This window comes from Enterococcus sp. JNUCC 77 (genome assembly GCF_054819945.1).
Map to the genome: position 1 here is coordinate 2,476,410 of NZ_JBTHIG010000001.1, position 19,595 is coordinate 2,496,004.

22 protein-coding genes are annotated in these 19,595 nt (G+C 36.6%); 4 read left to right on the forward strand and 18 right to left on the reverse strand.

Features of this window, described 5'->3' with window-relative positions; genetic code table 11:
* Positions 1-79 precede the first annotated feature (79 nt).
* From gor to ACVWNY_RS12040, 4 genes are all read right to left on the reverse strand, one after another.
* Positions 80-1,426, reverse strand: coding sequence for a glutathione-disulfide reductase (gene gor / locus ACVWNY_RS12025; protein ID WP_218326660.1), 1,347 nt, complete (start codon positions 1,424-1,426; stop codon positions 80-82).
* A 71-nt stretch (positions 1,427-1,497) separates the two neighbouring features.
* Positions 1,498-2,751: a peptidase U32 family protein gene (locus ACVWNY_RS12030; RefSeq protein ID WP_218326662.1), complete on the reverse strand. Its 1,254-nt coding sequence runs from the start codon at positions 2,749-2,751 to the stop codon at positions 1,498-1,500.
* Between the two features lie 10 nt (positions 2,752-2,761).
* Entirely contained in the window at positions 2,762-3,682 is a 921-nt protein-coding gene (locus ACVWNY_RS12035) for a peptidase U32 family protein (RefSeq protein ID WP_218326664.1), read from the reverse strand.
* Between the two features lie 177 nt (positions 3,683-3,859).
* Positions 3,860-4,219 (reverse strand): carboxymuconolactone decarboxylase family protein, encoded by a 360-nt coding sequence (locus ACVWNY_RS12040; RefSeq protein ID WP_218326666.1) that lies wholly within the window; start codon positions 4,217-4,219, stop codon positions 3,860-3,862.
* A 79-nt stretch (positions 4,220-4,298) separates the two neighbouring features.
* On the opposite strand from ACVWNY_RS12040, the gene ACVWNY_RS12045 reads away from it, so the two are divergent.
* A complete protein-coding gene (locus ACVWNY_RS12045; protein WP_218326667.1) occupies positions 4,299-4,670 on the forward strand; it encodes a MerR family transcriptional regulator in 372 nt (123 codons plus the stop codon).
* A gap of 164 nt (positions 4,671-4,834) precedes the next feature.
* Here the strand turns inward: ACVWNY_RS12045 and ACVWNY_RS12050 are convergent, their stop codons facing one another.
* From ACVWNY_RS12050 to ACVWNY_RS12060, 3 genes are all read right to left on the reverse strand, one after another.
* Positions 4,835-5,149: a rhodanese-like domain-containing protein gene (locus tag ACVWNY_RS12050; RefSeq protein WP_218326669.1), complete on the reverse strand. Its 315-nt coding sequence runs from the start codon at positions 5,147-5,149 to the stop codon at positions 4,835-4,837.
* 204 nt (positions 5,150-5,353) lie between these two features.
* Entirely contained in the window at positions 5,354-5,671 is a 318-nt protein-coding gene (locus ACVWNY_RS12055) for a nucleotide pyrophosphohydrolase (RefSeq protein ID WP_438719227.1), read from the reverse strand.
* The gene (locus ACVWNY_RS12060) at positions 5,664-5,975 is read right to left on the reverse strand and encodes a hypothetical protein (protein ID WP_218326672.1); all 312 of its coding nucleotides are present in this window, start codon (positions 5,973-5,975) and stop codon (positions 5,664-5,666) included. Before ACVWNY_RS12060 ends, ACVWNY_RS12055 begins: the two co-directional genes overlap by 8 nt.
* Positions 5,976-6,075: 100 nt before the next feature.
* Between ACVWNY_RS12060 and proC the strand changes: the two genes are divergently transcribed.
* Positions 6,076-6,879 (forward strand): pyrroline-5-carboxylate reductase, encoded by an 804-nt coding sequence (gene proC / locus ACVWNY_RS12065; RefSeq protein WP_218326674.1) that lies wholly within the window; start codon positions 6,076-6,078, stop codon positions 6,877-6,879.
* Between the two features lie 74 nt (positions 6,880-6,953).
* On the opposite strand, the gene ACVWNY_RS12070 is transcribed toward proC, so the two are convergent.
* The 3 genes from ACVWNY_RS12070 to ACVWNY_RS12080 form a co-directional block, all read right to left on the reverse strand.
* On the reverse strand, positions 6,954-8,678 hold the full coding sequence (locus ACVWNY_RS12070) for an ABC transporter permease/substrate binding protein (protein ID WP_218326675.1): 1,725 nt from the start codon (positions 8,676-8,678) through the stop codon (positions 6,954-6,956).
* Positions 8,671-9,876 (reverse strand): quaternary amine ABC transporter ATP-binding protein, encoded by a 1,206-nt coding sequence (locus ACVWNY_RS12075; protein WP_218326677.1) that lies wholly within the window; start codon positions 9,874-9,876, stop codon positions 8,671-8,673. The genes ACVWNY_RS12070 and ACVWNY_RS12075 overlap by 8 nt, the downstream gene beginning before the upstream one ends.
* 170 nt (positions 9,877-10,046) lie before the next feature.
* On the reverse strand, positions 10,047-10,682 hold the full coding sequence (locus tag ACVWNY_RS12080; protein ID WP_218326678.1) for a GntR family transcriptional regulator: 636 nt from the start codon (positions 10,680-10,682) through the stop codon (positions 10,047-10,049).
* A gap of 200 nt (positions 10,683-10,882) precedes the next feature.
* Between ACVWNY_RS12080 and ACVWNY_RS12085 the strand changes: the two genes are divergently transcribed.
* Both ACVWNY_RS12085 and ACVWNY_RS12090 read left to right on the forward strand, forming a co-directional pair.
* Positions 10,883-12,064, forward strand: coding sequence for a NupC/NupG family nucleoside CNT transporter (locus ACVWNY_RS12085; protein ID WP_218326679.1), 1,182 nt, complete (start codon positions 10,883-10,885; stop codon positions 12,062-12,064).
* A 97-nt stretch (positions 12,065-12,161) separates the two neighbouring features.
* Positions 12,162-12,938 carry a CatB-related O-acetyltransferase gene (locus ACVWNY_RS12090; protein ID WP_281419034.1) on the forward strand — a complete coding sequence of 259 codons (777 nt, stop codon included), beginning with the start codon at positions 12,162-12,164 and terminating at the stop codon, positions 12,936-12,938.
* Positions 12,939-13,018: 80 nt separating this feature from the next.
* Here the strand turns inward: ACVWNY_RS12090 and ACVWNY_RS12095 are convergent, their stop codons facing one another.
* From ACVWNY_RS12095 to ACVWNY_RS12130, 8 genes are all read right to left on the reverse strand, one after another.
* The gene (locus tag ACVWNY_RS12095; protein WP_438719216.1) at positions 13,019-13,975 is read right to left on the reverse strand and encodes a transketolase family protein; all 957 of its coding nucleotides are present in this window, start codon (positions 13,973-13,975) and stop codon (positions 13,019-13,021) included.
* Positions 13,976-14,821: a transketolase gene (locus tag ACVWNY_RS12100; protein ID WP_218326681.1), complete on the reverse strand. Its 846-nt coding sequence runs from the start codon at positions 14,819-14,821 to the stop codon at positions 13,976-13,978.
* A 17-nt stretch (positions 14,822-14,838) separates the two neighbouring features.
* Positions 14,839-16,203, reverse strand: a complete 1,365-nt coding sequence (gene ulaA, locus ACVWNY_RS12105; protein ID WP_218326682.1) for a PTS ascorbate transporter subunit IIC — start codon at positions 16,201-16,203, stop codon at positions 14,839-14,841.
* A 77-nt stretch (positions 16,204-16,280) separates the two neighbouring features.
* Complete coding sequence (locus ACVWNY_RS12110; protein WP_218326683.1) at positions 16,281-16,562, reverse strand: PTS sugar transporter subunit IIB; 282 nt, start codon at positions 16,560-16,562, stop codon at positions 16,281-16,283.
* A complete protein-coding gene (locus ACVWNY_RS12115) occupies positions 16,562-18,577 on the reverse strand; it encodes a BglG family transcription antiterminator (RefSeq protein WP_454071422.1) in 2,016 nt (671 codons plus the stop codon). The genes ACVWNY_RS12110 and ACVWNY_RS12115 overlap by 1 nt, the downstream gene beginning before the upstream one ends.
* Positions 18,578-18,841: 264 nt before the next feature.
* The gene (locus ACVWNY_RS12120; protein ID WP_218326685.1) at positions 18,842-19,150 is read right to left on the reverse strand and encodes a DUF5960 family protein; all 309 of its coding nucleotides are present in this window, start codon (positions 19,148-19,150) and stop codon (positions 18,842-18,844) included.
* Between the two features lie 23 nt (positions 19,151-19,173).
* A complete protein-coding gene (locus ACVWNY_RS12125; RefSeq protein WP_438719213.1) occupies positions 19,174-19,413 on the reverse strand; it encodes a hypothetical protein in 240 nt (79 codons plus the stop codon).
* Positions 19,414-19,416: 3 nt separating this feature from the next.
* On the reverse strand, positions 19,417-19,572 hold the full coding sequence (locus ACVWNY_RS12130; protein WP_438719211.1) for a hypothetical protein: 156 nt from the start codon (positions 19,570-19,572) through the stop codon (positions 19,417-19,419).
* Positions 19,573-19,595 lie beyond the last annotated feature (23 nt).

Sequence of the window (19,595 nt, forward strand, 5' to 3'; positions counted from 1 at the left end):
AATTGTAAATAATAGGTATTCCGACTGATTTACACAAAAAAACTGCAATAGAAATTTCTTTCTATCACAGTTATTTTGATTAGCGCATAGTTACAAATTCTTCACTGCCAGTTGGATGGATTGCCACTGTATTATCAAAGTCAGCTTTGGTTGCGCCCATTTTAATTGCTACTGCAAACCCTTGTAGCATTTCATCAACACCGACACCAATAGCATGTAAACCAATAATTTTTTCGTTCTCACCTTGACAAACTAATTTCATTTCACATTTTTGACGGTATTCCCCTAAAGCAAAATACATCGGAGTAAAACGGGAACGATACACTTTAATTTTACCTTCGCCATATTTTTCAATTGCTTCGGCTTCTGATAAACCAACTGTTGCCATTGTTGGGTGAGTAAACACCACGGTTGGAATATTTTCATAGTCTAAATGAGCTTCCGTTTGACCATTGAATAGTCGTTCAGAAAGCTGGCGTCCCGCCTTGATTGCCACAGGAGTTAAGCCAAATTTTCCGATAACATCTCCCACAGCATATACGTCGTCAGCGGTTGTATTTTGGTATTTATCAACTTTGACAAAACCTTTATCATCTAATTCCACTTGGGTATTTTCCAATCCGATTTTTTCAGTATTGGCTTTACGTCCACCAGCAAAGAAAACTTTTTCTGCCGTTAAAGTTTGGCCATTTTCAAAATAAACAGTGAAGGCCTCACCATTTTTCTCAATTTTTTCTACAACGCAATTAGGATGGATGCCCATGTGATTATCTTGATAGATTTCTAGCAAGTTTTCCGCTAACATTTTATCAAAAGTTCTTAATGGCAATTCATGACGAAAAGCCCAGTCAACTTTTGTTCCCAAGCCTTGCATCACTCCACTTAATTCTGCAGCAATATAACCAGCACCTAACATGATTGCTGATTTTGGCTGGGTTTTTAAAGCGAAGAAATCGTCAGAATCTAGAGCATATTCTCCACCAGGAACATTCATTGGTCCCGCATAACCACCAGTTGCAATCAATATATTGGGTGCGGTGTAAGTTTCTCCGTTCACTTCAATCACATGATCTGATTGGAAAGTAGCATAACCAGAAATTCGTTCTACTTTATTGTGATCCAATCCTCGATTGTAAGCGCCGTGCAAGAAATCAATATATTTTTCCCGCGCTTCTACTAAAGCGGTAAAATCAAATTGGTTAATCGTTACATCAAAACCGTAGCCGGAAACATCCCGTTGCAGCATTTCCATCATGGTACTGGCTTGCCACATAACTTTTTTTGGTACACAGCCTACATTGACACAGGTACCACCGATTTTATTTCCTTCTATTAATAGAACTTTTGCCCCATGTTCACCCGCGCGATTGGCTGAAGCAATGCCGCCACTGCCACCGCCAACAACGATATAATCATATTCTTGCATTTATTCTCCTCCTCATTCAAAGCTTCACCCTCATCATAACAAAAGCCGAGACAAATTGTCTCGACTTAAGATTATTTCGTCACTTCAGGCTTTTTACGGCGAATCATATCTCCTGGTTTTACTACTTGAGCAACCGGCATCGTCACAATCATCATTGGATTTGGTGCGCGATCAATTGATTCATCGTCTTCATTTTTCATTTCCATTACATTTTGGTGGAAATGTTCGAAATTAGGACCATAAAATTCAATTTCATCTCCCACAGAAAAATGATTTCTTTGGCGGATGGTGGCAATCCCACTAGATTCATCATAACTCAAGACTTCACCGATAAATTGATAGACTGGGATTTTTCGTCTTGGGCCAAATAATTGTTCATTTTCCGTAGGTGTATGGTAATAAAAACCAGTAGAAAGTTCTCGTTGTGCCACTTTCCAAAGTTCATCCACCCATTCTTGTTTTAGTACATAATTTTCAGGGTCAGCCATGTAGCTATCGATTGCTGTTTTATATACATTTGCCACAGTCGATACATAATGAATAGATTTCATCCGACCTTCAATTTTTAAACTATCTACACCATTTTGAACTAAATCAGGAATATGTTCAATCATCGACATATCCACCGCACTCATAGAAAATTCTTCTGTCACTTCTCCATTTTCAGTTAATGAACGGTGTTCTTTCGCAAAGGGCATATCGAATAATTCATACTTCCAACGGCAAGACTGCGAGCAACCGCCACGATTGGCATCGCGCATCGACATGTGGTTAGACAAAGTACAACGACCGGAATAAGAAATACACATAGCACCATGAATAAATGCTTCAATTTGAATAGACGTATTTTTACGAATTTCCGCCAACTCTTCCATCGAGACTTCTCGAGCTAACACGACCCGCTCCAAGCCTTCTTCACGCCAAAATTCTAACGTTTCATAATTTGTTGCCGAAGCTTGTGTTGATAAATGAATCGGTAAGCCGGGTGCTTCTGTCGCACAAATTTCAATTAAGGCTGGATCAGAAACAATCACCGCTGAAATACCGATATCTCGTAACGTACGGAAAAAATCGCCGGCGCCTTTTTCATTGCCTTCATGAGTAACCATATTCGCTGCTACATAAACTTTTGCCTTGTGCTCATTGGCAAAAGCTACGCCTTCTGCCATTTCCTCAAATGAAAAGTTTCCGGCCCGTGAACGCAAACCGTAGGCGTCGCCACCGATATAAACAGCATCCGCACCATAATGAATCGCTGTTTTCAATTTTTCTAAAGTCCCAGCTGGTGCTAACACCTCAGGACGTTTTAAAGCTGTTTTTTGCATAATGTTCTCCTTATTTAATGCTGGCTGGATCAAAATAGTAAAATCCTGTATCTAATTCGCGATTTTCAGGATGAAGTTGTTGTAATTGTTCAGCTAATTTTTGAATATCTGCTGTTTGCCAATTATCTTCTTCTAACATTTTTTTTGCTGTTACAAAAAGCTTGGCGATTTCCACAAAATTTTCCCCGGGAGTGAAGATACCATCCAGCTTCCAGGTAGTAAATCCCGCCGCAACTAATTCCTGCAACTGCGGTAACAAATCGATATCATTATTGGCAAAAATATGAGTGCCATGTTGATCTTCATAGATTGAATAATGGGTTTCATCTTTACGTGGTTCGGAAATAAACAAGCCTCGCTCTTTATCTTTTTTACTATCTTGTTTTGTATAATTAAAATAATTTTCAACTAATGGCCGTTTGGACTGATGGATACAAGTAGCACCATAAACCAAAACTTCCACTGGTACTTCTACTTCGGTGTTCAATAGTTTCATCTCATCAAAAGGAACTTCCCGGGCTAATACTGCGCCACTAGCGCCTTTTTTATGCCAAAAATTTATTTGACGTGCATTAGTGACTAAAGTTTGAGCATCATATATAAAATCTAAACCATAGTTTCCTTTGCGTAATAAATGAATCACACCTGTATCGCCTACCACAATCCGATCTGGTTTGACCTGACTAAGAAAAGCTAAATATTCTGGTACTTCTTTCATCTTCTCTGGATGCATAATACCATTTAAAGCGATATTTATTTTTTTTCCTTGTTGATGAGCCGCTTCGATTAATTCCTGCTGTTCAGCTCGAGAAAAGGAATAGGGCAAACGTAAACCAAAGTTTTCTTCCCCAATATACAAAGTATCGACGTCAGCAGCTAACAAATCATAGGCCTGTGCCATTGATTCTGCTGTCGCAATAATTTCAATCATTTTGTTTCCTCCAAGATAGTTATTAAACTACCATTTATTTTGACGTTTTTATACTATCACAGGTTATTCTAATTATCTATTTGAATTTACTCTAAATTACTTTAAATAATCGAAATTTATGGTAAATATTTACATAAAAAAACGACCAGAATTTGTTATCATCTGGACGTAATCTTATTATTCAAATACCTTTTTAGCAACTGCAATAGCATTTAAAACTTTTGGAAAACCGACATATGGTAAACATTGGATAAAGGTCTCAATAATTTCAGCTTGCGATAAACCCACATTTAAAGCACCTTGAATATGAATTTTTAATTGCGGTGCAGTATCTCCTTGAGTTAATAAAGTTGTGATGGTAATCATTTCTCGCTGTTTTAAGTCTAAAATTTTGCGATTTTCCATTTCATCGAATACCAGTAAAGTGTATTCATCTAAAACTGGTGCAATTTCTTTCAGACTTTCCGATACAGCACGACTAGCTTCTTGACCAATAACTTGTTTTCTTATTTCTAATCCTCGTTGATAATTATTCATATGACATCCTCCTCTTTGATACAATGAGCATAAACTATCAAGCTTACTTGATAGCAAGAAAAAATTTATGAGGACAGCAATGACTAAAAATTATAAAATTTCCGAAGTAGCCCGACTGACAAATTTATCAATACCCACTTTACGATATTATGAAGAATTAGGCTTACTTCAGCCTAAACGATCAGAAAATAATTATCGCCTATTTACAAAAAAAGATTTGGACTGGATTGAATTTATCCAAAAAGCCAAAAACACTGGGATGCAATTATCAAAAATTATTGAGTATTCTAAGCTACGAGAACAAGGAATCACCACGATCAATCAACGCATTGCCATTTTGGAAGAACAAGAACAATTATTGGAATTCGAAAAAAGAAAGCTCCAAGATCATATTGATTTCTTACAAGCTAAAAAGGCCCATTACCATTTAATCAAGGAGCAAAATCTATAAGAACCTATTTGAAGACAAAAGGATGCCCGCCAGTCGGGGAACTAGCGGGCTAGGAGTTAAAAATGAAAAAAAGTGTTAGGGTTGTTTGTTGGTATGAATATATAATACCGAGAGAATTTGAAGAACCTTTGAAGAATTTATGGGAAATTCAAAAACATTTGATGCTATTTTTTTGAAAGAGATCCTTGCCACAAATTCATACCACCGGTTACATTTACCACTTGATATCCTTTGGCCTGCAAAATTTTTGCAGCTTTTTTGCTACGAACGCCACCTTGACAAACGACATAAGTTGGTTGATCTTTAGCCCCTTGATAGTTTTCGATATCTGCCAAAGGATAATTAATCGCATTGGGAATATGTCCAGAAGCATATTCGTTTGTATCCCGTACATCTAAAACTGTTAATTTATTTTTTTTCAGCTGTCTTTCTAAGTCAGCAGGTAATATCGTATCCATTTTTTCAAAAAATCCAAACATAGCGCCATCTCCAATTTAAATTTATTCAATCTATTTGTACCATCTCTTTTAGATTAAAGCAAAAAAATATGCCTGTCGGTGGGGTCCGACAGGCAAGGAGTTAAAAATGAAAAAGTGTTAGGGTTGTTTGTTGGTATATGCATACTATAAACAATATTTATGAACTTTTTGTGAACGAATGGTATTGAAATAATAAAGATTTACTTATTTTGGTTTTTCTCGACTGTCACGACTCGTTTCAATTGGATATTTCTGTGCATTTTTGACCAGTTTCTCAGCAATAATCTGGTCAATATCGAAATTTAAATTATCAGCTAACATATAAGCATAAATCAAAACATCTGCCAGTTCTTCTTTTAGTCGCTCTGGCTTTTCTTTGGCTTCTTCTGACGTCTTCCACTGAAATAGTTCCAACAATTCACTGGCTTCTAGCGTCAAAGATAAAGCCAAGTCTTTTTCATTATGAAATTGCCGCCAATTTCTTTCATCTCGAAATTGATTAATTTTCTCCATACTATTCATGCTCATCCTCCAAATCACTTACAGAAAAATCCGCAAAGATTTCGCCGTCATAATAACGCAGCATCTCTTCCAACGACAAAGCAGATTTTTCTTCGTCAACTGCTTGTTGTTGCGCCAAAATTTCTTTGCGATAAACCTGGTATTGCTCTGACAATTTAGCGTACATCGCTTTTTTCGAAATCGCTTCAGCTGTAATAAACGACAATTCTTTAATTAATCCACGATATACCGGTAAATTATTTTCCAATTCCACAGGTAATTCTACCACTGTTAATCCAACCTCTTTAAAATATTCTTCGTACATCGACTCACCTCGTTTTAACTTTAGCTTGTGCTGTAATATTTTTCAAGTGATTAAAAAAAACGTATAATTCAATTGAAGACAGATTTTAGGAGGAAAATAAATGAAAATTGGTTTTATTGGTGCCGGTAATATGGCACGGGCGATTATAGAAGGGATTATCAGTCAAAAATTTGTTTCTGCAGAAGATGTCTATTTATACAACATCCATTTTGAAAAAGCCCAAAATTTAGCAGATCAATTAGGTATCCATGCAGTTGAAGAGGTCAATCAATTGGTTGAAGCAGTTGACACAGTTGTATTGGCAGTTAAGCCCCCAATTATTGAAAGTGTGATAAATGAAATTCGAACAACCATTTTAGCGAAAAAGTCACTGCTAGTTTCTATCGCAGCTGGAAAAGATTTGGCGACTCTTTATGATTATTTGGAAACCGAGCAAGCCGTCAGTATTATTCGCGTAATGCCAAATATGAATTCCATGGTAGGTCAAGGCGCAACTGCAGTTTGCGGCAATCAATTTACTTCTAAAGAACAAGTTGCGGAAATAATCGCATTGTTTGCAGCGATTGGTAAAGCTTGGGAATTACCAGAAGAACAGTTTTCAACTTTTGCAGCAATTGCAGGAAGTTCACCCGCATTTACTTTCCTTTATATTGATTCCTTGGCTAGAGCAGGAGTAAAAAATGGCTTGCCAAAAGATTTAGCTACCGAAATGGCCACTCAGGCTGTGCTAGGAAGCGCAGAAACTTTAGCTGTATCATCCGAAAATGCTTGGGGCTTAATTGATCAAGTCAGCTCACCTGGTGGCACAACAGTGGCTGGAGTTGTCAGCTTGGAAGACAATCGTTTCTTAGCAACCGTTGTCAAAGCTGTTGATGACACAATTGCCCGTGAAAAAGAATTGTAATTTTTAGAGGACTGAAAAAGTCCTCTTTTTTGTTTCATAAAAAAGAGCCGCTCACAAGCGACTCTCCAATAAACTTATTTTGTCCATTCAGCAACTTTATCACTGTTGGCTTTAATCCAATCTTGTGCAGCTGCTTGCGGATCTTTACCATCACGAACGGCTAGCATCACGCTTTCCATGTCGTCAGTCGTCCAATCAAATTTATCTAAAATATCATAGACTTCTTTGTTATCCTCTTCTAAACCTTTACGAGTCATTGTATGGATGGACTCAACATCACCAAAGCTTCCTTCAGGATCTTCTAGATATTTCAAATCATATTCTTGGAACATCCAGTGAGGTGTCCAGCCCGTTACAATAATTTCTTGTTGATTATTGATTGCTTGAGCTAGCGCCGTTGTCATAGCACCTGATGAAGAACTTTCTAGACTCCAACTTGATAGATTTGAATAATCACTCAAGGCTTTTTCAGTTGAGTTCATAATCCCGGCACCTGGTTCAATTCCGGTAATGGTTTGTCCAGCTTGATCAGTTAAATCACTAATCGAATTGACGTCCATATATTCTGGCACAACTAAGCCTGTTTTTGCCCCTTCTAAGTTAGGACCTAAATCAACTAAGTTTTCTTTGTATTTTTCATATTGCGACGCATGAGTCGTCGGTAGCCAAGCAGAAACTAATGCATCTGATTCTCCATTGGCAACAGATTCCCACATAACTGAATTATCTAACGGTGTCGCGTTAACGGTATATCCTTGATCTCTTAAGACTTGGGCAATCACATTGGTTGAAGCAACTTCAGAATCCCATTCTACATAAGCCAAGTTTACTGTTCCTTTTGAGGTGTTTTGAGCATTATTGTAAACCACACCACCAATTGAAGAAACAATTAATACAGCTGCCATTGCTAAAATCCCAGCTTTTTTCTTTTTAGACATTGGTTGCGCTGATTTTTCAGTTTTTGGTCGGTTTAAGTTTTGTGTGAAACGGTCAATAATAATCGCTAAAATAACCAATGCTAAACCATTAACAAAACCATTACCTACTTGTGAACGTTGTAAAGCTGACAAGACGCCGCGACCCAAACCAGGTGCACCGATCATTGAAGCTGTTACTACCATTGATAAAGCTAACATTGTTGTTTGGTTGATTCCGGCTAAAATAGTTCCTTTAGCTAATGGTAATTCTAATTTAAATAATTTTTGTTTAGCAGTACCACCAAATGAATCAGATGCTTCGACTAATTCAGTTGGAATTTGACGAATCCCTAAATTAGTAAAACGTACGGTCGGTGGTAAAGCGAAAATTACTGAGGCAAATACCCCTGGCACCATCCCAATTCCGAAGAAAGCAACGGCTGGAATCAAATAAACGAAACCAGGCATTGTTTGCATGAAATCTAGAATCGGCGTAATGATACTTTTTGCTCGATCACTTTTAGCCATCCAAATTCCTAATGGTACCCCGATAATAATTGAAATCACACTAGATAATACAACTAGCGTAATCGTACTCATCAAGTCCGGCCATAAGCCTTGATTATAAATAAAGAGTAAACCAATTAACGTAAAGAAAGTCAGACCCCATTTTTTATTTGAGATCATAAATGCGGCAATCGTCAAAATTACAATGAATAGTAAAGCAGGAATACCTGTTAATAAAGCAGTCATGCCATCCATGATAAATTGACCGATACTTTGTAAAACTGAGAATAAGCCAGAAAAAGTACTGGTTAACCAACTAGTAAAGTTTTCTACCCAATCAGCAACTGGCAAACTATTTGTTAAAAAATTATTCATTGATTGCCACCTCTTCTTCCTCGTGCTCACCAGCTAATGCTTCGATTACACTCCCGCGAATGACTACGCCAATTAATTTATCATCATCGTCAACTACCGCAAGTGGTGCCGGTGAGTCAAAAATCAGATTGAAAATATCTGTAACCAGCATATCTGGTTTAATTTTTCTAACATTTTTGTCTAGTACTTCTTTTAAAGTAAGACTGTTCTTACGAGCTTCCGAAGCAGCTTCTGCTGTCAAGCTACCTTTTAGTTTACGTTTACGGTCTACCGCCAGCAACATACTGACTTCTTCTTTCCGCATCCGATTTAAGGCAACATTTGGTCCATCGACTTCAATATTTGTTGTCAAAGCAGGTACCATAATGTTTTGTGCCGTTAAGACTTTCGAGCGATCCACATCTTCAACGAAATCACGAACATATTGATTAGCAGGGTTAGTCAAGAATTCTTCTCCCGTACCAATTTGCATAATCTGTCCATCCTTCATCAAAGCAATCCGATCACCTAAACGCAATGCTTCATTTAAATCATGGGTAATGAAAATAATTGTTTTTTGGACACTTGCTTGTAAATCCAATAACTCGTCTTGCATTTCTCGACGGATTAACGGATCCAACGCAGAAAAAGCTTCATCCATTAACAAAACTTCTGGATCATTTGCTAATGCTCGCGCTAAACCAACCCGCTGTTGCATCCCACCGGATAATTGATTTGGATATTGATCTTTAAATGAAAGCAGTCCAGAATTTTCTAAAGCTTTTTCTGCCTTTGCTTGTCGTTCTTCTTTTGACACACCGCGAACTTCTAAACCATATTCAGTATTTTCCAAAATAGTTCGATGTGGAAATAGACCAAAGTTCTGGAAAACCATGTTAATTTTGTGGCGACGAACTTCCCGCAGTTCATCTTTATTCATCTTAGCAATATCTTCGCCATCAATATAAATTTCACCTGAAGTTGGATCAATCAGACGGTTCAATAGACGAATCATGGTAGATTTCCCACTACCGGAAAGTCCCATCACAACGAAAATTTCTCCTTCGTTGACTTCAAAACTAGCGTCATAAACCCCAACCGTTGCGCCGGTTTTTTCTAATATTTCTGTTTTGCTTTTATTTTCTTTAATCATCGCTAAAGCTTGTTGCTGCTTTTTACCGAAGATTTTGGTTAAATGTTCAACCTTTACTTTACTCACTTGTAAGTTCCTCCTTGTTTTTTCTTCGTTTCAATTCCCTCGAAACGATAAAAAAGTGACCATATCATACTAACATCGTGTGTTCACTTTTGTCAAAAAGAAACTTTCAAAAATTTTCATGAATAATAAAAAGACCATGAAAATACTACCTCAATTTCATGGTCTTTTGTTTATTTATCAGGATAAAACAAATTTTGCATCCGTTGGAAACCTAATTCATTGCCGACAAAAAATAAAATATTTCCAACTTCTAATTTCGCATATGGTCCCGGAGATAGCACCAAATTGTCGCCTTTTTGCAATGCGACAATAGTGGCGCCCGTCTCGTGCCAAATATTTAATTGATTGATCGTTTGACCTAAAAGTTGCGCATTTTCAGTTAAAGTGAGCTCATAAGGAACAAAGGGGGCCGAATGGTGAACCCGTTTTGTTTTGGCAACCAACTGGTTCAATTTTTGACTAATATCGTCTAGTTCGTTTCGTTGACGTTGAATACTCGACACTATTTCATTTTTGATTTCTTGAATTGATTGGACGTCTTGGTACTGTTCATAATATGCTTGTGCTTTTTCCTTGGATAAGACATAAGCACCGCTGCCATGCCGAACTTCCATAATCCCTAAATCAACTAACACATTAATTGCTTTTCGAGCTGTTTCTGGTGAAACATTAAAGTTGCTAGCTAAAGTTGAACGAGCATGGATTTTTTCTCCTACTCGATAGCGATCTTCAGCGATACGTTCAGCAATTTCAACCGCTACTTGCTGATAACGCGGTAAGGAAACTGTTTTTTTATTGGATTCCATTTGCTACATTCCTTCAAGTTATTTTTTTTAGCATAGCACAAAATTTACTAAAAGGTGATGAAAAGATTTTTATTAAAATGAATTTGTTAGTGTTTTTTTTAAGAGAAATGTCTAAAAATTAGTCGGATAATGAACTTATTATTAGTTTTTTTCCACTACATTCGCTATGCTGAATCAGGAATTTTTGAAGGAGTGAGTATATGCACTATTTTGTAGGATTAATTGGTTTTATTATAGTTTTACTGGTTGCGTTTAGCATGAGTAGTCAACGTCAAAATATAGCTTTTAAACGTGTTATTTTTATGCTGGTTTTGCAGTTTATTTTGGGTTTTATATTATTGCGGACGTCTGTTGGTACAGTAATTGTTTCGGCCTTAGCAGCAGTATTTGATGCATTATTAAAATTTGCTGCCTCAGGTGTCGCTTTTGTTTTTAGTGGGATCGCTAATAAAGGCAGTGCACCATTTTTCTTAAATGTTTTAATGCCGATTGTTTTTATTTCTGCCATCATCGGTATCTTGCGCTACATCAAAATTTTACCATTATTTATGAAGGGCGTTGGACTAGCTTTAAGTAAAATAAACGGCTTAGGTAAATTAGAATCCTATAATGGCGTGGCTTCAGCCATTTTAGGACAGTCTGAGGTTTTTATTTCGATCAAAAAAGAGCTACCTCATTTGAGTGAACAACGAATTACTACTATGAGTATTTCGGCCATGTCGACAGTTTCAATGTCAATTGTAGGTTCTTACATGGCTTTATTACAGCCTCGTTATGTTATTACTGCATTAGTTTTAAATCTTTTTGGCGGTTATATTATTTCAGCAATCGTAAATCCTTATAAACTTTCGGAAACAGAAGATTTATTAGCGATTGAAGAAGATCAAAAACAAACCTTCTTCCAAATGCTGGGAGAATACATTTTGGATGGTTTTCACGTGGCTATTACTGTTGCCGCCATGCTGATTGGTTTTGTAGCTTTGATTGCGATGATTAATTTTATTTTTGCTAAAGTAACAGGCTTAAGTTTTCAAGAGATTTTAGGCTATATTTTTGCTCCATTGGCTTTTCTCAGTGGTATTTCGCGGAATGAAGCGGTGAGTGCTGGTAGCTTAATGGCGACTAAATTAGTCACAAACGAATTTGTTGCTATGACAGAATTAGCTAAAGGCAACTTTCATTTTTCTGGCCGTACAACGGCGATTGTTTCTGTCTTTTTAGTCTCATTCGCAAATTTTTCTTCAATTGGAATTATTTCTGGTGCCATGAAAGGTTTGAACGAGGAAAAAGGCAATTTAGTCGCCAAACACGGATTGAAAATTTTATTAAGTGCTACCTTGGTTAGTTTTTTAAGCGGCATTATTACTGGATTGATTTATTAAACCATTCTCCCATATCTGGGAGAATATCTCTTACATCTAAAAATCATAGTAAAATATCTTTATAACTGATGAAAAATCAGAAAATAAGGAGTACATGATGATTAAAAAAATAAAAATAACACCTGAACTTAGGCAATTTTTATTATCAAAGAAAATTTATTTTGCAGTCAATCGTCAGGATGGTTTAGCTGATAATTGTATTTTAACCATTGATGATTCAACTATTTTAGAAAACAATTGCTTATACACAGTATCGTCTTTTGATAAAACTTTGCCTACTATCGGTACACATAGTTATTCTGCTACTATGTTTCCAACACAGTCACAAATTGGACGTTATTGCTCTATCGCCTCAGATATTTCATTTATGTCAGCTCAACATCCATTAGATCGTTTTACCACCTCGTCTGTTATGATCTCTGGTACAAGTGTGTCAGACTCTTTCGGTTTTTCTGATGCCTGTCAAATCGGTGGATTCAAACAAGTCCCGTACGATCAGCAAATGAATGATGGAATTATTCTTGGAAACGATGTTTGGTTAGGACAAGAAGTTTTGTTCAAAAAAAATATAAAGGTTGGTGATGGTGCAGTTGTTGGTGCTCGTTCAATTGTCACTAAGGATGTACCACCTTACGCTATTGTTGCAGGTTCGCCGGCAAAAATTATTCGTTATCGGTATCCCTTTAAAATTATTGAACAATTATTAATCTTAAAGTGGTGGAATTATCCTGTTTGGAAATTTTCTAGCATTACAGCTGATGAACAGATTGAATCTTTTATTGATAAATTACAACATAAGATTATTACCGGAGAAATTAGTGAATATCATCCGGAAATAGTCACGGCAGAGGATATGTCAAACTATACAGATTAAAAAACGATGAACTGAGGAAGTAATCCAAAAGTTAGTTATGCCAACTTTTAGGAAGCCTTCCACAGTTCATCGCTTCGTTTTTATTTAATAAAGTTTTTCAAACGCTCTAGCATTGTTTCAGTTGTTAAACCAAATTCTTTTTGCAAGAATTCAGGTGTACCAACTTGTCCAAAACGATTATCAACCCCGATACGTTTAAGTGGGACTGCAATACCATTTTCAGCAATTACTTCTGCTACGGCACTACCTAAACCACCAATAATCGAATGATTTTCAATCGTAATCACGCCTTTTTTACCAATCAAACGTTCCAACAATAATTCTTCATCTAAAGGTTTGATTGTAAACATATCAATCACATCTACCATTACGCCTTTATCTGCTAATTGATCAGCAATCTCTAATGCTTCTGAAACTAATTGACCAGCTGCAACGATTAAATAATCTGAGCCTTCTCGTAAAAGATTTCCTTTCCCAATTTCAAAGGTTGAACCTGCTTGATAAACATTTTTAACACCTTTACGATTACCGCGAACATAATGGACGCCAGTCATTTTGCTAAATTCTTTAATAATCCAATCTAACTGAACTTCATCAGCTCCATCACAAATCACTACATCGGGAATCGAGCGAAGTAAGGCCATATCTTCCCAAGTTGTATGCGTACCGCCATTGTGTCCAGCTGCAAAGCCAGGATCTGAACCAAAAATATTAATCGTATTTTTAGAATAAGCACCTGATAGATAAATTTGATCTAACACACGTCTGGTAGCAAATGGACCAAAGGTATGAATGAATGGCGTAAAGCCTGCTAAGTTTAAACCGGCAGCCACACCAACCATATTGGCTTCAGCAATTCCCACATTAATAAAACGATTAGGATGCGTTTTTGCGATATCAGTCCACTTACTTGCGCCACCAAGATCAGCATCTAAAGCAATTACTTGATCATTTTCAGCCATAACGTCTTTTAGAGCATCTACAACGGTTGCGCGTAGTTCTTTACCTACTTTTTTATCATCAGTTAATGTAAACATCTAGCCACGCTCCTTTGTTCTTAATACTTCTAAAGCTTCGTCCGTTGCTTTTTGAATGTCAGCATTATCAAATTTGACTGAATGATTGGCTTCCATTTCTTCGAAGAATGGTACCCCTTGACCTTTAATTGAATCCAATACGATACAAACTGCTTGATCAGTCACTGTTTTACTAGCGTTGATTGCTTCGTCAATGGCCACTAAGTCATCACCTTTAACTTTTTGTGTCGCAAAACCAAAAGCTTGCATTTTTGCTTCAATATCAAATGGATTTAGGATATCTTGGGTTGTACCATCTAATTGTTTTTTGTTTTCATCGATGATAACGATGCAATTGTTTAATTTAAAATGGGCAATGTATTGGAATGCTTCCCAACATTGACCTTCATTTAATTCGCCATCTCCGACAATTAAATAAACATAATTATCTTTTTGCTGCATTTTTAAACCAGTCGCTAATCCAGCGGCCACCGAAGTTCCTTGACCTAATGAACCGGTTGTAGCATCTACGCCAGGTGTTTTTGTGCGGTCAGGGTGAGAAGGTAATTTTGTACCTCCTTCATTTAAAGTACCCAACCAACTCTTGTCAAAAAAACCAACTGCTGAAAGAGTACTATACAATGCTGGACCCGCATGTCCTTTTGATAAAACTAAACGATCTCGATCTTCCCATTGAGGATTTTTTGGATCAAATTTCATTTGTTTACCGTATAAAACTGCTAATAAATCAGCGATTGATAACGAGCCACCGATATGACCTGCGCCAACTTTACGAATCGCTTCAATACTGTTGATGCGAATTTCAGCGGCTAAGCGCTCTAATTTGCCAAGCATTTCTTTCTCCATGCTATGATTTCCCTCCATTATTTAGCTGCTGCTTTTGTGTCTTTGCCTTTGAAAGCAATAGTTAAGCCGATTAAAACAGCTAAAACTGCAATGATTCCAGCAATTGCTGCAATTTGTCCGCCAAAGTTAGCTAAGTTTCCTAAGAAAATTCCCGTTACACCATAATCTGTATCTGAGAAGGTTGAACCTTGGAAGCCAAGATCACCCATAACAGGCATTAATAAAATCGGCATAAAGCTGATGATAATTCCGTGGATAAATGAACCGGCTAATGCGCCACGCAAACCACCAGTTGCATTTCCATAAACACCGGCTGTCGCACCACAGAAGAAATGAGGGACAACTCCTGGAATAATTACAGTTGTTCCTGCGAAGACCATGATAACTAAACTGACAATCCCACCAACGAAACTAGTTAAGAACCCAATTAATACTGCATTTGGTGCATATGGGAAAACAATTGGGCAGTCTAAGGCTGGAATAGAATTTGGTACTAATTTTTCTGAAATCCCTTTGAAAGCTGGTACGATTTCTGCCAAGATTAAACGAACACCCGCTAAGATAACAAATACACCTGCTGCAAATGAACCTGCTTGTTGTAATGAATAAATGATGTAGTTAGTGCCATCACTTAAGTTAGTCGTTATATAATCATTTCCGGCAAATAATGCCACAATCACGTAAACAACCGCCATTGTGATCGTAATACTTACAGTTGAATCTCTTAAGAAAGATAACCCTTTAGGGAAATTAATATCCTCGGTTGATTTTTCTTTGTTACCGACATATTTACCGATTAAACCACTTAATGCATAACCAAAATTACCTGTATGACCTAACGCCACAGTATCATTTTTAGTAATTTGACGGGTAAACGGTTGAGCGATTGCTGGGAAAATGGTATTGGCTAAACCTAAAGCTAAACCACCAAATAAAACTAAAGGTACTGTTCCCATACCAGTTACGCTTAAAATTACCGCAATCATACAAGCCATATATAAAGTTGCGTGACCAGTTAAATAAATGTATTTGAAACGAGTGATGCGGGCGATTAAAATATTGAAAGCCATTCCTGCTAACATAATAAGTGCTGTATACGTTCCGAATTTAGTCAAAGCTAACGCTACGATGGCTTCATTATTTGGCACAACCCCCTGCATGTTAAAAGCAGCTTGGAACATTTCACCAAATGGTGCCAACGATCCCTCAACTACACCAGCGCCGGCAGTTACTACTAAGAAACCAACAAAAGTTTTAATCCCACCTTTAACGGTTGAAGCGATATCTTTCTTTTGCAGGACATTCCCTAAAATAGCAATCAGTGCTACCAACAAAGCTGGGGTACTGGCGATATCAATTAAAATATCTAAAAATCCATTCATCTTTTTTCCTCCTAAGTTTGGTTTTTTTCCTAAAAAAATAGACTTGGGACTTCTGCCGTCTCAAGCCTACTTAATTTTTAAAGCAAGCCTTTTTCTGTTACTACTTTTTGAACTTTTTCTTTTAATTCATCCATATCGATGATGCTGTCTAAAACAACAACTTCGCCTAAATGTTGCGCGCTGTCAGCTAAATCACTAGCAACAAAGAACACATCTGCCATATCTGGTGACGCACTACCCATGTCAAAGTGAGATACTTCCACACCATCAACACCTAAATCTTTTAATACTGAATTAATATTCATTTCTACCATAAAACTTGATCCTAATCCGGACCCACAAACTGCTGCAAATTTCATTATTCATTCTCTCCTTTTGCTAAAATAGTTAGTATTTCTTCTTTTGTTTCGGCATTTAATAAAGCTTCTAAGTTTTCTTTGTCTGACAATAGTTTGGTCAAACTCGATAGTGCCCGCAGATGAGCTTCGTTATCAACAGCAGCTAAACAAACGAACAATTGAATCGCATGTTTTTCATCATCGACAAGTAAAACAGGTTCTTTGACTTTCAATAAAGACATCCCGATTTCCTTCACGCCATCTTCAGGACGAGCATGGGGTAAAGCAATACCTTTACCAATGTGAATGAAAGGTCCATATTGCTTTACCTTATCAATCATTGCGGTAATATAGCTTTCCTCAATTTTTTCTTTCTCTAATAATGGTTCTGCCGTTAAGCGAATCGCTTCTTCCCATCCTAATGGCTGATCACTGATTTGAATCATGTCTTCGGTAATTAATTCTGTTAACATAGGGCGGCGGTCCTCCTTCTTCTCAATCATTCGATTCATCTTTTTATTTAAAACCTTGTATAATTTTTCTTTGGTTACTCCTTTTTTGATTTCAATATAAGGTAGTAACGCATCCACAATTTCTTTTGCACTAGGTAGTGAAAAACCAGGAATCAATAATTCTTGTTGCACCCGATTGATCAATTGATTTTTTTCCAGTTGCGACATTAAAGGTTTAACGACATAAACTTGTTTGTTGCTTTCAATATTTATCGTCGAAAAAATCACATCGTAACTTTCTTCTGAAATACTTTGCAGCTGATCGACTGAGTTGGATGCTTTAAAATGAATCGTTGGAAACATTTTATTTAATTCTGTCTGCAAAATTAATGAAGAACTGATGCCATTAGGACAAACAATCAAGCCACGAATTTCTTCTTGAACCGCTTCCTCTTTCTGTCGAGCTACTTCACCACCAAATAAAATCGAGAAAAAGCCAACCTCTTCTTCAGGTATTTCTCTTTCTGCTAATTTTTCTAGTGGTAGCAATGCTTCTTTAGTAAAACGATAGATTTCTGCATATTCCATTTGAATATTTTCAATTAAGACATTTGGTAAATAAAACCCATTTCTGATACGAAAATATGCTGGTACCAAGTGATAAAACAAATTCATCAACAATTCGCGAAAATTTGAAAAACCAATCGCTGATAAATTTTCCATCCGATGAATGATTTCAGCCGAGCAACTTAATAATTGATCCAGTTGAATGTCTTGAATTTCGCCCTGAGTGACAGTCATCAAAATAATGGTTAAATAATCAAGCTCGTTTAAATGGGCTTGGTCAAAAAAATTTTGATAAATTTGTTCACTGGCATGATACGCAGTCAGTGAGCGCACCAATTGCCGATCGGTTAAAGGTGCTAATTGTGAATCAGCCATTCGTTTAGCAGAAAAAGCTAAAAATACAGCAACTTCATCAATCCGACTAGGTACGATTTCTAAACCAACTAGCTGACTTTTTTCTTGAATGGTATCGCGCCAAGCAGCATAAAGACTTAAATCTTGTTGATTCAGCCAATACAGCAGGCCAAATTTACCACTGCTACTTTGTAATAAAAAGGCAACACAGTTTTTGGCAAAACGACGAATTGCTTCTTCTTCACCAGAAGCCAGAAATCCTTCTTTACGAGAATAAGTCAATGCCAATTTTTCCTTTTCCAATAGATTACGCAATTTTTTTATATCAGCAATTGCTGTCCCTTTGGAAATCTCTAGAAAGTCTTGAAAGTGAAACAACGACAATTCTTCATACTGGGAATAACTCATTAAAAATATTAAAGAGCGCCGTTCTTCCTCGCTGTAAGCTTCCATTGGTTCTTGGCTTAATAAATTTGCCCATTGTCTTGGTGTGACAGCTGGTACGAAAAATTTATCTTCTACAGTTGACTCTTGTTTAATTGGTAACTTCTTCAATTGCTGCTGAACTTCTTTGGCAGACAGGCCTGTCTGAATTTGCGCTTCGTTCAATGTAACGTAACAATTGGCTTTTTGGGATAGGAGATAACTTAATTTGTAATGCATCTCCTCACCTCCTGACGTAAGTATAAAATGGAAACGGTTGAATTTCGATGATTGTTCAGTACAAATTGCTTTTCAAAAAAACAAAAGATTGTACCGAACATAAAAATATTTAATAAATAAGAAAAATTTTCACCATAAAAATGACTGATTTATTAAATTTAAAAGCCACATCAAATGTGATTTTAGCTTATTTTCACTAACTTAAAAAGACGTTTTTTTGCACAAAAAAAAAAACGGACTCGTCAAAAGTCCGTCATACAATGATTATAATTGTTCTTCTGTTGCAAAATCCGTTTCATAAGGTTGTCCAGTGTAAATAAACTTGTTGGAAACAGAAGCTTCCATGTCATTTGCCACCAACTCTTTTCTAAAAGGAAAAGTAATTGTTTTACCACTAATCGTTAAATCAGCTTCCAAAACATAAGTTAATTCATCTTTTTCAGCATTATCAATTGCATTTAACTGCTTCAAAACATCATCAATCACTGCTTGCTGATCGAAATTTAATTCTTTCACTGCTTTTTTGTAATCCTCAAAAAAAGCATCTTGTCCTTCAAAATAATTTAAAATCATGGTTTTTCCTCCTAAAATATTAATTAGTTCGCTAAATCTAGTTGTCCGTCTTTGGTTTGAAACACAGGCCAACTGCCGACTAATTCTAGGCGAATCGCTGGAAGTTCATTATCTTTTAAAAGTATCAGCAAATTTTTGACCAGAGCCGCCTGATAATCCAAGTGTTCATCGGGCATCAAAATTAAATCCTGATCTAATGCTTGTTGATAGACTGCATTTTCTTGTTGCCATTTTTTTAAAATTGTTTTGACAATTCGTTCCATTTTTCACGTTAGTTTGGCTTGATTGTTTAAATTATAAGCGACTTGTCCTTCATCAAAGGCAAATGTCAAATAAACTAACGGTACTGTTGAAACAGGTTTTTTAGGCGAAACATAGAAAAATTCAGCTTCTAATAAATTGAAAGATAGTGTCAGTTCCATAGATTCCCTCTTTTCTTATGGTC